The sequence below is a fragment of the Caballeronia sp. LZ024 genome (genome assembly GCF_031451455.1).
In the GTDB taxonomy this organism is placed as follows: Bacteria; Pseudomonadota; Gammaproteobacteria; order Burkholderiales; family Burkholderiaceae; genus Caballeronia; species Caballeronia telluris.
This window is the reverse complement of sequence record NZ_JARUXL010000004.1, coordinates 1,081,579-1,093,955: the sequence shown is the minus strand read 5'-3', so window position 1 is coordinate 1,093,955 and position 12,377 is coordinate 1,081,579. Positions and strand designations below refer to the sequence as shown.

Here is a 12,377-nt window from a genome sequence, read left to right as displayed (position 1 = left end):
GCACTTCACCGCACGATGGTGAGAGTGCACCTCTAGACGGACATCACCGCAATCAGTATCCTCATCGCAAAATCCATCTGGCCTGACGCATGGCAACCAAGCGCGCAAAGAAAACCGACGTAGTCAGCCCGAGTTCCGCAGAGTTGCGCAAGGCCGTCGAGGCCATCGCGATCCAGCCGAAAAGCGGGAAAATCACGCTGCTCACGCGCAAGCTCTTCAACGTGCTTCTCGCCGTCGCGCAGCAGGCCGACGAATCGGGCGACACATACCGCGCCTTGTTGTCGGACATCGTTGCAAATTCTGCGTTCGATTCGAACGACACGGCGCTCGTAAAAGAACATTTGCGACGCATGGTCTCGGTGCAGGTCGAATGGAGCACCGGTACGTCGAGTCAAAAGCCGGGCCGCAAGTGGGGAATCTCGACGCTGATCGCAGATGCGGAAATTCTCGAGGATCCGGCGACGCGCCGCGTGTGGGTGGAGTTTTCGTTCGCGCCGAAAATCAAAAAGAAACTGCTCGACCCCGTCCAATATGCGCGCCTGAGCCTGCAGTTTCAGAGTCAGTTGCGCAGCAGCGCGGGGTTGGCGCTGTACGAAATTTGCGTGCGCTATCTGACGAATCCAAGCCACCTTACGATGCGCGAGACGTGGGAATGGTGGCGGCCGATCTTGTCAGGGACGCCCGACACCGAAGCCGGCGATGAGGCGAAGCGCGAATACAAGTACTTCAAGCGCGACTATCTGCGCCCGGCGATCGCCGAAGTGAATGCTGTCACGAATATCGTCGTCGAATTGATCGAGCATCGCGAAGGGCGACGAGTGGCGGAGATTCAGTTTCGTGTGACGGAGCAAAAGCAGCCGATGCTGGCGCTCGATGAGCATCCGAACGTCTTCGACAGTACGCTCGTCGATCGCATGGTGAAGATCGGCATTTCGCTGAAGGACGCGCAAACACTTTACGCCGACAGCGAAGAAAATCGGATCCGTGCGGCGCTCCAGATGACCGAACAGCGCATGCGGAGCACGTCGTTGCCACCGGTGCGCAGCGCGGCTGCGCTCTTCAAGGATGCGTTGAAGAAGGGCTACGCGCCGCCGGTCGAGGCGCTGCCGGCCGTCCCCGCGGCTTCCGCGCGCAACGGCGGTGCGCCTGCGGACGACCTGAAGGCTCGGCTGCTCAGCGAATTTTCGGCCTATCGTCGCAAGGAGGCGCGGGCGCTCTACGACGAACAGGGTGAGGAAGAACGGGAACTCGCGCGCCAGACGTTCGAGGAAGATGTGTTGCCCGAACTCGGCACTCATATGCGCGACGACTGGCGCAAGCGAGGACTGGAGTCGAAGCTGGCCGAAACGTCGTTCTTTGACTGGCTCGCCCGGAAGACGTGGGGAGAACCCACCGATGGCGATCTGCTCGCTTTCACGCTCAATCAATCACGCGCCGCCTGATCGGCGGGCGTGATGTCTAAAACCTAAGCTTGCCTATTGCTTCGCTGCGTTCGATTGCAGCATCTGCTCGATTTGCTCGAGCAGTTCATCGCGCTTTTGCTTTGACAAGCCGCGCAGGCGCAATTCGAGCCGGTCGTCGCCATACGACTTCAGGTCTCCGACCGAGATACCGTCGAGCTTGATCTCCAGTCGCTGCGCGTATCGCTGGCGTCCCGCCACTTTGGGTGCGTCCAGCGCGGTCGCTCGTCCTTTCACGATGTCTGCCACCTGGCGGGTGCTTAGATCGTCGGAGAGAATCTTGTTGATGAGCCGCAGGGTCGCGTCTGTGCCGCGCGCCGTGTGGTACCGCGTCACCTGATATGCCATGTTCGAACCGAATCGATCGGGTCTTGCCACCATTTCGTGCATGACGTTCTCGGGCAACTTCGCAATTGAAAGAGCAACCGCAATGGTGGATTCGTCGAGGCCGAGATGATCCGCGAGTTCGCGTTGACTCTGAAAGTGCTGATCGTCGAGGAATCGCTTCCAGACGATTGCGTTGTCGAACACCGTCTGGGAATCCCGCTGCACGTTCAGGTCGTAGCCGAGCTTGTAGCTCTCGATGCCAATCGGGAGGTCGACGACCACCGCCTTCACGGTTTCCTTATTCGCTTCTTTCAGCGCGCGGACACGTCGCCCGCCGTCGCTGACAAAAAATGTGCCTGGGCTTTCATAGTCAGGAATGACATGGATGGCTTGCTGCTGACCTTGCTTCGCGAGGTTCACGGCGAGTTCGGCAATCGACGCCTTCAAATAAAAATGACGCGGATTGAACGGACTTGGCTTGATCGCTTTTAAAGGCAATTCGATGACTTGCCCGGCGGCATATCGATTCGAACGACGCCACGTTTTGAACTCGTCCGATTCGAGAATCGCTGACGAGTCCGGGTCCTGGTCCGGCGTGAAGGCGCTTGAGCGACCGTTGGCGGCAGGCTGATTGACCTGCTCGTTACTCACAATGCCATCGATGGCATTCAGGCGGTCCAGAGCGGTTCTCTTTTCACTACTCGTGGTATCGGGTCTGGCTTTAAAGCCTTTGGCGAACTGGGACGGTTTCATTCAGGGACCTTTATGCGCATAAAGTCAGGGGAGCATCGCGAGAATTTCGTCGGCACAGGCTCGGATTTCGGCGGCTGCAAGCCGCGAACCGCGGTCTGTCATCTGAAGGACGGTTTGGCCGAGTGCCATCGCCTGTTTGTAGCACTCGCGCGTAGGTATCTGCGTTTTAAGGAGCGGGAAACCGAGTTCCTCGAGTGCCACCTTGAGCTCACGCGTCAGCATTCGCTTCTCTTCCGTCTTGTTCAGCAGAAAGACCGCCTGCAAGTCTTCGTTCATCACCTGTGCTTGCTGAATGAGCTTGACCAGACCGACGCTCGACCAATAGTCGGCGGGTGATGACGACGTGGGAATCACCGCGACAGTGGCGGCAAGAAGGACAACACCCGAGACTTTCTCAGTGATGGACGGCGGGCAGTCGACCACGATGATGTCGTAGTCGCCGACGAACTTCTTGATCTCTCGATGGATCTGTCCGCCAGCTTCGGAAAGATTGACAACAGGGAACGGGATGCCGCCGGCCCCTTCCGACGAAGCGCTTGTCCAGTGGACCAAGGTATTTTGCCCGTCCGCATCTACGACCAGGACGCGCTTCTTCTTTTCATGAAAAGCAGCACCCAGGTGCATCGCTATCGTGCTCTTTCCGACCCCGCCCTTCTGTTGCGTGATCGCAATGATTTCCGCTGCCACGTCGTTCACTCCTGTTTTTTGAGGCAAAAGAATTCTACTTTGAATGTTTATATTTTTTAAGTAGAAAAGTGATAAAGCGGCGCGCGTTAGCCATTCGGACGATTTTGGAAGCAGGATTGTGGTGAGCCGACGACATATCCCCTCTACGCCCGCTTCCGCGCGTACACGCCACGAGTCTAACGAGGGCTCGGCACCCGGGCCGGCGCGAAACTTTATGCGCATAAAGTCTCGCGAGCATCGCGGAGCGTCCGCAGCATATGAGCCAGCCAAGCGCGTCCTGCGCGCTCCGGGAAAATCGTTGACGCGAAACAGAGGTTCAGAAGAAAAAAGCCAGTCGATCTGTAATTTCGGACTTATCTCAGGGTAATCCCGAAATAGTCTCCGTATGATGCCGGTCATCGCAGACAAACACCCTCGCTCCTTCCGAGCGGTAAAGCTGAAGGCAAAAAGGTGCACGACTGCGCTGCGGCATAAGTCATATCCGGCTGAGCTGCCGCGAATAACCTTCCTTACTTCGCTATTTATTCTTTGGAATTGTCATGAAATCCCTTATCTCCACGCTGACCGGTATTGCGGCGCTTAGCGCCATCGCACTCGCATCGACGGGCGCGCAAGCTGCCGACGGCACGATCAGCTTCACCGGCCAAGTGTCGGATACGACGTGCTCGATCGACACGCAAGCCGGCGGCGCAGTGAACAAGGCTATTACGCTGCCGACCGTTTCGAAGCGCACGCTCGGCGCAACCGGCGCGACCGCCGGCACGTCGGCGGCAACCGATCTGACTTTCGCGCTGACCGGCTGCACGAGCGGCACGAAGGCACTCGCCCACTTCGAGAATGGTCCGACCGTCAATCAAGCGACGGGCAACCTCGCGAACCAGTCGACGAACTCGCCTGCCACGAACGTCGAAGTGCGTCTACTGAACGCGTCGCTTCAGCCGATCAACGTCGTCACCAGCGTCAACAATGATTTCACGACCGATGGTGTGGACATCAGCAGCGGCTCCGGAACCATGAAGTACTTCGCCCAGTACATCGCGACGGGCGCAGCGACGGCCGGCGAAGTGAAGACGTCGGTTCAGTACACGATGCAATACCAGTAAGCACTATCAGCGGGTATCCGCCATCGCGGATACCCGGTTTTCCCCTAAATTTAGAGACAGGTTTTCACGGAGATACATGATGAAGTTGCTTACTCGAATGGCATGTGCCCTGGGCGTGGTTGCTGCGCTGTATGCAGGCTGTGCCGCGGCCAGCGTCACGGTAGGCGGCACGCGCGTGGTGTATCCCCTTGAGAATCGCGAAGTCACGGTAAAGCTCGACAACGACCGGGCCGAACCCTCGCTCGTCCAGGTCTGGATGGACTCGGGCGACGCCAACGCGAAGCCCGACGATGCCAGCGCGCCCTTCGTGCTGACACCGCCGATCTTCCGGATGGACGGCCACAAGGCGCAGACGCTGCGCATGATGTACACCGGCGATGCCTTGCCTAAGGATCGCGAATCGGTCTTCTGGCTGAATGTGCTCGACGTCCCGCCCAAAGCCAAGCCGGGCACGGAGGAGAACACGCTCCAGTTCGCTTTCCGCACGCGCATCAAAGTATTTGCACGTCCTAAGGATTTGCCCGGCACGCCTGCCGATGCGGCCCAGACGCTGACATGGAAAATCGTGCCTGCTCCGGATAACAAAGGGTATGCGGTGGCCGCGGCGAATCCGAGCGCTTATCACGTGTCGTTTAGTGAAATCGATGTGGTGAGCGGCGACCAGACCTTCAAGAATGAAGCGGGCGGCATGGTTGGACCGAAGAGCAGTGCCGTGTTTCCGGTCAAGCATCTCACCGCGATTCCTGCAGGCGCCAAGGTGAAATTCATCACGATCAGCGATTACGGCGGCGCAACGCCGCACGAAGCGTCCCTCGGCGAATAAGTCAACGTGTCGTCGCCGGCTCAGGCGGCGCACCTCAAAGCGCCCAAGTTTTTCAGGGCGCAACAAACAGCGCGCTTACAGCGCGGACCGCATCAGGCGGTCCGCTGGGACAACTCGCGCCTGATTTTCACCGAATGATCGCAGGCTTGACCATGAAATCCCCGCCATCCCGCATCTCGAATCAGGACGACGTCGCTTTTCGCCTTAAGCCGTTGGCCGCCATCTCGTTGGTGATGATGACGTGCGCCGCATTGCCCGAAGCAAATGCAGCGAATGTGAACGCAGACACGACCCGGCCGGGCGCCGCAGATGAAGTGCAGTTCGACGATACATTTCTGCGAACGCAAGCGGGTCAGTCCGTCGATGTCGGTCGCTTCACGCGGGGCAACCTCGTGTCGCCGGGGACGTACATGGTCGAGCTCACCGTCAACGGTGCGCGGGTGTCGCGGGAAGAGATTCGCTTCGCGTCGAAGGGCGGCGGCGCAGGCGCGCGTCCTTGCCTGAGCCGCGCATTGCTGCAACGCATCGGCGTCGATCTGGGCAAAGCGGATGCGGCATCCGGCCACGCCAACGCGGCCGCAGCCGAGGCGGAAATATGCGGTGATATCGGTGGCGTCGTTCCGGGCGCCAGCGTCGACTTCGACTTCGAGGAACAACGCCTCGACGTGAGCGTGCCGCAGGCGTACATGCGCAACTCGGCGCGCGGCTATGTCTCGCCGGACCTGTGGGATCAGGGCGTCAACGCCGGCTTCCTCAGCTACAACGCCAATACGTTTCGCACCGGCGGCTCCGGACTCGACTCGACGCAGAGCTACCTCGGCCTGAACGCGGGCGTCAACGTCGGCGCGTGGCACTTCCGGCATCAATCGTCGGTGACTTCGACGGTCGGCCGTTCGACCCAGTTCGACAACATCGCCACTTACGTGCAGCGCGACGTCGAAAAACTGCGCGCGCAGGTGACGCTCGGCGATGCCTACACGACGGGCGAAATCTTCGACAGCGTGTCGTTTCGCGGCGTGCAGATCGCCACCGACGATCGCATGCTGCCCGAATCGCTGCGCGGCTACGCGCCGGTCGTGCGTGGCACGGCCGAATCGAATGCGCGCGTCACCGTTCGTCAGAACGGCCAAGTTCTGCTGGAAACCAACGTGGCGCCCGGGCCGTTCGAGATCAACGATCTCTATTCGACCGGCTACGGCGGCGATCTCGTCGTCACCGTGACGGAAGCCGATGGCCGCACGAAGACGTTCACCGTGCCGTTCGCGTCGGTCGCGCAACTGCTGCGTCCGGGCGTGACGCGCTTTAGCGCCACGGCGGGCGCACTGCGCAACGATTCACTCGAAGACAAGCCGATCTTCGGCCAGTTCACGATCCAGCGCGGCCTGACCAACGTGGTCACGGCATACGGCGGCGCCGTCGCCTCGACCGGCTACGGCGCGGTCAACCTCGGCGCCGCGCTGAACACGCGCGTCGGCGCGTTCTCGATGGACGTGACCGGATCGCAGACCGACGTCCCCGATAATCCGTCGATGCACGGCGCGAGTCTGCGCCTCGGCTACAGCAAAGCCTTCGTGCCGACGGACACGAACGTCGCGATCGCGGCGTACCGGTTCTCGTCAAAGGGCTTCCTGAGCCTGAACGACGCCGCATCGGTGCGCGACATCGCGCATCGCGGCGGCGACATCGACGCGCTCTTTCGCCAGCGTAATCGCGTGCAAATCACCGTGAACCAACGGCTCGGCGAACACGGCACGGTCTATCTGACAGGTTCGTCGCAGAACTACTGGAACCGCAGCGGCACCGACACGCTGTATCAGGCCGGTTACACGAACAGCTTCAGGTACGGCACCTACAGCGTGACGGCGGGCCGCACCCGCACGATGGACGGACGTCTGTCGAACGAATTCATGTTGAGCACGACCTTGCCGCTCGGCCGCTCGTCGCATGCACCGACGCTCACGACCAACATCACGCACAACTCCGACGGCGCCACGAACACGCAGGCGAACATCGGCGGCTCGCTCGGGGAGTTCAACCAGTTCTCCTACAACGGCTACGGCAACTACAACGCAGGCGCCGGCGCCAGTTCGGGCACGACCGGCGTGAGCGGCACGTATCGCGCGCCTTACGCGACGTTCAATGCATCCGCGAGCGGCGGCAGCGGCGTGAACCAGCTGTCGGCAGGCGTGGCGGGCACGGTCGTGGCGCACCCCGGCGGCGTGACGTTCTCGCAGACGGTCGGCGATACCTTCGGCATCGTGCAGGCGCCGGCGGCCAAGGGCGCAAACGTGCTGAGTTCGCCCGGCACGAAGATCGATTCGCATGGCTACGCGGTGATTCCGTACCTGTCGCCGTACAGCATGAACGTCGTGGACCTCGACCCGAAGGGCACGTCGACGGATGTCGAATTCAAGTCGACGTCCGCGCAGGTCGCGCCCCGCGCGGGATCGGTCGTGATGCTGAAGTACGACACGGTGACGGGTCGCGCGGCGATGATCCGCGCGCCGAAGCTGGGCGGCGGTGCGTTGCCCTTCGGCGCGAGCGTGGAAGACGTGGCGGGACGGTCGGTGGGTGTCGTCGGGCAGGGCAGCCGGATTTTCGCACGCGGACTCGAGGACAGCGGCGTGCTGAACGTGACGTGGGGCGAGGGCGTGAAGGAGATGTGCCAGATCAGCTACACGCTGCCGAAGCAGATCGAAGGGACGACAGCGTATTTGTCGGTGGAGTCGAAGTGCATTTCCGGGCCGGTGCTCATGACGCAAAGCGGCGCGCAGGCGCAAGTAAGTACGTCTGCGCATTGACGACATTCGAGTGCAAATGAATATGTCGCTCTGAGCCAACGCTATTCGCGTGCTGCTGCGCGCCGTGCGTCGGACGATCCGTTTAAGAATCGATACGGATGCCTCCACCGTTACACCCGCGTCGAACTGCGCACCGCTCGGGCGATTCCTCACTTTCCTATCCCATCCAGCCGATGGAGCGCCCCGCCGGAATCGCCTATCCTAGGCGAACCGATCGCACACACGCGATCTGCCGCCCGGAGCGACCATGACTGTCCGCAACCTCGATGTCCTGTTTCGCCCGAAGTCGATTGCCGTCGTCGGCGCGTCGGAGCGGCCACGCAGCATCGGCGCGATGGTGTGGTCGCGGCTGTCGCAAAGCGGTTTCGGCGGGCCGGTCTGGCCGGTGAATCCCAAACACGAGCGGCTGGGCGAACACCCCGTTTTCTTCGACGTCCGCGAACTGCCCGAAGCGCCGAGCGTTGCCGTGCTGTGCACGCCGCCGCCCACGTGGCCGCAGATCGTCGAGCGGCTCGGCGAACGCGGCACCAAAGCCGTCGTCATTGTCGGCGCGGCGGGCGGACGGCGGCACGCCGGCGCGTCCGCGACCTGGCGTGCCCACGACCGCGACGACTGGACCGCCCGCACGCTCGCCGCCGCGCGCCCGTTTCTGCTGCGCGTGGTCGGTCCGGCGAGCGTCGGCGTGATGACGCCCTCGCTCGGCGCGTGCCTTGGCGCGCCCGCCTGCTCGATCAAACCGGGCGGCGTCGCGTGGGTGTCGGGGTCGAACGCGCTGACGAACGGCGTCCTCGGCTGGGCGCAGGCGCGCGGTCTGGGCTTTTCGCGCGTCGTCGCGCTCGGCGACGAAGCCGACGTCGACGCGGGCGACATCCTCGATTTCCTCGCGAGCGACCCGACGACGCGCGCCGTGCTGCTCGCGATCGAATCGGTGCGGGCCGCGCGCAAATTCATGTCGGCGGCGCGGGCGGCCGCGCGCAACAAACCCGTTCTGGTGCTGCGAACCTGTCAGGACGATCCGTTCGACGCTCTCTACGGCGCCGCGTTTCGCCGCGCGGGCCTGGTGCGGGTCGCCTCGCTCGACGACCTGCTCGACGAGATCGAAACGCTCGGCGTCGGCCGGGTCGCGGCGGCCGATTTCGCGACCGTCATCACGAGCGATCCCGGCGTCGGCGCGCTGGCCGCCGACGCCTTCGATGCCGCCGGCGCGAGCCTCGCGCACTGGCCGGCGCCGGCGCGCGACGCGCTCGCGGCCGCGCTGCCGCACGCGCAGGCGGGCAATCCGCTGTTGCTCGGCGATTCCGCCGCGCCCGCCGATTTCGGCGTCGCGCTCGAAGCGCTGGCCGCGCATCGCGAGACGGGCACGGCGTTCGTCGTCCATGCGCCGACGCACAGCGCGCCGGTAGCCGACGTGGCGCGCACGCTGATCGCCTCGCGGCAGCACGCGTACCGCGGTTTGCTGGCGTGTTTTTTCGGTTGCGTCGATGCGGCGACGCGCGACGAACTGCACGCAAACGGCATCCCGGTTCATACGACGCCGCATCGCCTTGCACGCGGTTTCGCGCGTCTCGTCGACTACCGGCTCGGCCGCGAACTGCTGATGCAGACGCCGGAAGGGCTGCCGGCCGTCGTCCCGGAAGACATCGAGGCGGCGCAGAACGAGGCGTGCACCGCGCTCCAGAGCGGCATCGCGGAACTGGACGGCGAGCGGGCCGCGCGGCTGCTCGCGCGTTACAGCATCGTGGTGAAGCCTGGTCCGCCGCCACCACGCAGTCACGAAGCGGTCGAGGTCGAAGTGCGGCTGCTCAATCACCGCGTGTTCGGTCCGGCCTTCGAATTTCGCGCCGAGGGCGCGCTCGGCCTGCCCGACGCGCTGCATGAATTCGCGCTGCCGCCGCTCAATCCGGTGCTCGCGCGCGATCTCGTGCTGCGTTCGCCGCGTGCGCGCGAACTGCCCGCGGAAACGTTGCTTGCCGCGCTGACCTCGCTTTCGCAACTCGTCTGCGACGTCGAGCAGATCGTCGCGCTGAAAATGACGATGCGCGTCACGCGCGAATCGGTCGCCGTGCACGAGCCGCATCTGACGCTCGGCGCGCGTCGCAAGCCGCTCGCGATCGTGCCGTATCCGCGCCGCCTCGAAGAAACGCTCGACTGGCGCGGCCTCAACCTGACCGTGCGGCCGATCCGTCCGGAAGACGAAGCGGCGCACCGCGCGTTCGTCGCGGCGAACACGGCCGAGGACCTGCGCCTGCGCTTTTTCGGCGCGGTGCGCAGCTTCGACCACTCGCAGCTCGCGCGCATGACGCAGATCGACTACGACCGCGAGATGGCGCTGATCGCATGCCGCCCGGACTCGACCGGCGCGACGGAGACGCTCGGCGTCGTGCGCGCGATCGCCGATCCGGATAACGAGACGGCCGAATTCGCGGTCGCGGCGCGTTCGGACATGAAAGGGCGCGGACTCGGCTCGCTGCTCCTGTCGCGGATCATCGACTATTCGCGCAATCGCGGCACGCGCTGGCTCGTCGGCGAGGCGCTGCGCGAAAACACGCCGATGATCGAACTCGCGCGCCGCGCCGGATTCCAGGTCACGTCGACGGAAGATCCGGGCGTCGTCGGATTCCGGATGCGTCTGTGCGACGCGAAAACCGACGTCGCGCGCGACGCGGCGCCGTAAACGACAAATCGCCGCCCGAAGGCGGCGATTTTGGTCTCGCTGCGAGAAAAATCAGGCCGCGAGCTTCGCGAGCGCTTCGTCGATGTGCGCACGCGTGAGCGTCAGTTCGTCGAGCCACGCGTCGGCGTAGGTACTGCCGGTTTCGCGTTCGAGCCGCGCGATGGTGGCGGCGCAGCGCGTCGCGTCCTTCGGCGTCGCGATGAAACCCTTCACCGACGCGCCCGCCGCGAACGCCTCGAACAACGGCACGCGGATGTCGTCGGGCAGCGCGCGCGATGTCCACTGATACGGCTTGCCGTTATGGGTGAGCTGCGGCGGGAGCGCGCGTTCCTTCTTCGCGGCCGGAATCAGCCCGTAAGTGCGCGCCGCGTCGCCGATCTGCTCGGGCGAGAAGAGCTCGTCCGGGCCGATGTCGAACTGCTGGATGAAGGTTTCGATCGACTGCATCGCGGCCGCGCGGTCGTCGCGCTTTTTCTGCGCGCGAGCGACGATGTCGCGCAGTTCGTCGGCTTCTTCGGGCGTGATCGTGAAGCTCGCCTGCTTTTGCTGAAGCTCGGTGAAGCGCTGGAATTCGGGATCGGACAGGAGTTTCGCCATTGAGATTGCTAACGTCGGAAGCGGCGGACCGCTAAAACAGCCGCCCGCCTTTTTGAGAGGGCCGCCATTCTAACGCGTCAGCGACGCGCTTCAATCCGATTCCTGTCCCGGCGTATTTCCCGCCATCGACAAACCGGCCGCCGCGTCTTTCAGCATCGCGGTCACGTCCTCGATCGACGGCGCGACGTATTCGTCGATTCGCCGCATGTAGGGACACGTCAGCGCCGCGATCGCCTGACCCGACGGCCCGAGCAGCGGAAACGTGATGTCCGTCACGCCCACCGTCTGAAGGCTGTCCTTGCGCGAAAAACCGTCCGCCTGAATGTGCGCGTAGGCCGCGTCCAGCACATCGCGGTCGAGCACGTGTTCGCCCTTCACCCTCGTGTGTTCGGCAAGCATGTGCTCGCGCTGCTCCGCGCTCTGGAACGCGAGCATCACGCGCCCCGAGCCGGTGTCGATCAAACCGACGCGCGAGCCGAGCCGCACCGAAATGCCCCACGTCCCCGGCCCGTCGACCTGCGCGATCACGAGCAGATTGCCGCGATCGTAGACGGCGAGATGCACCGACTGTTCGGCGGTATCGGCAAAACGCTGCATCACGGGCAGCGCCTCGGAGATCAGCCGGTTCATCGGCGGATGCCGGTGCGCGAGCGCATAGAGCTTCAGGCTCAGCGAATAGCGGTCGCCGGCGGGCGAGCGCACGACGTATTGCCGCGCGACGAGCCGCTCCAGCATCCGGTACATCTCGCTTGCGTTGCGCCCGAGCAGCTTCGTGATTTCGGCGCGCGTCAGCCCGTCCTTCTGTTCCGAAAGCAATTCGAGGATGTCGAGCCCCTTGTCCAGCGCGGGCGCGCGGTAGCGGTCGGCGTCGTTGGTGTCGTCCACGTCCATTCGGGTTCTGGGTCGATTCATTTCTGTTGGGCCGCGCCGAGTGTAAGCCGTCCGCGGCGCGGCGGGCAGGCGCCGCGCGCTAGGGAAACTACCGACCGATGCTGCAGCGCACTTTCCTTGACTTCGGTTTATCCGTATATGAATAATACGTTCACTGATGAATGAGCGCATTAAGGCAAACCCGAAGCAAGAACGGTCGGAGTGAAAAGGCCGAACTGGACCGAAGTCCATAGCAATCCAACGAGCACATCAGGAGACACG

9 protein-coding genes are annotated in these 12,377 nt (G+C 63.4%); 5 read left to right on the top strand and 4 right to left on the bottom strand.

Going from position 1 to position 12,377, the window contains the following annotated elements:
• The first annotated feature begins 89 nt into the window (after positions 1-89).
• Positions 90-1,442 (top strand): replication initiation protein, encoded by a 1,353-nt coding sequence (locus QCE48_RS27275; RefSeq protein ID WP_309783659.1) that lies wholly within the window; start codon positions 90-92, stop codon positions 1,440-1,442.
• Between the two features lie 33 nt (positions 1,443-1,475).
• Here QCE48_RS27275 and QCE48_RS27270 read toward each other — a convergent pair whose 3' ends face one another.
• A complete protein-coding gene (locus QCE48_RS27270) occupies positions 1,476-2,540 on the bottom strand; it encodes a ParB/RepB/Spo0J family partition protein (RefSeq protein ID WP_309783657.1) in 1,065 nt (354 codons plus the stop codon).
• A 24-nt stretch (positions 2,541-2,564) separates the two neighbouring features.
• Positions 2,565-3,227 (bottom strand): ParA family partition ATPase, encoded by a 663-nt coding sequence (gene parA / locus QCE48_RS27265; protein ID WP_309783656.1) that lies wholly within the window; start codon positions 3,225-3,227, stop codon positions 2,565-2,567.
• Positions 3,228-3,766: 539 nt separating this feature from the next.
• Here parA and QCE48_RS27260 point away from each other — a divergent pair.
• The 4 genes from QCE48_RS27260 (at position 3,767) to QCE48_RS27245 (ending at position 10,628) form a co-directional block, all read left to right on the top strand.
• On the top strand, positions 3,767-4,330 hold the full coding sequence (locus QCE48_RS27260; protein WP_309783654.1) for a type 1 fimbrial protein: 564 nt from the start codon (positions 3,767-3,769) through the stop codon (positions 4,328-4,330).
• A gap of 76 nt (positions 4,331-4,406) precedes the next feature.
• Positions 4,407-5,153 carry a fimbria/pilus periplasmic chaperone gene (locus QCE48_RS27255; RefSeq protein ID WP_309783653.1) on the top strand — a complete coding sequence of 249 codons (747 nt, stop codon included), beginning with the start codon at positions 4,407-4,409 and terminating at the stop codon, positions 5,151-5,153.
• Positions 5,154-5,428: 275 nt separating this feature from the next.
• Complete coding sequence (locus QCE48_RS27250) at positions 5,429-7,954, top strand: fimbria/pilus outer membrane usher protein (RefSeq protein ID WP_309783652.1); 2,526 nt, start codon at positions 5,429-5,431, stop codon at positions 7,952-7,954.
• 247 nt (positions 7,955-8,201) lie between these two features.
• Entirely contained in the window at positions 8,202-10,628 is a 2,427-nt protein-coding gene (locus QCE48_RS27245) for a GNAT family N-acetyltransferase (protein WP_309783650.1), read from the top strand.
• 51 nt (positions 10,629-10,679) lie between these two features.
• On the opposite strand, the gene QCE48_RS27240 is transcribed toward QCE48_RS27245, so the two are convergent.
• Together QCE48_RS27240 and QCE48_RS27235 are read right to left on the bottom strand one after the other, a co-directional pair.
• The gene (locus QCE48_RS27240) at positions 10,680-11,225 is read right to left on the bottom strand and encodes a hypothetical protein (RefSeq protein ID WP_309783649.1); all 546 of its coding nucleotides are present in this window, start codon (positions 11,223-11,225) and stop codon (positions 10,680-10,682) included.
• 90 nt (positions 11,226-11,315) lie between these two features.
• Complete coding sequence (locus QCE48_RS27235; protein ID WP_309783647.1) at positions 11,316-12,116, bottom strand: IclR family transcriptional regulator; 801 nt, start codon at positions 12,114-12,116, stop codon at positions 11,316-11,318.
• Positions 12,117-12,377: the final 261 nt, after the last annotated feature.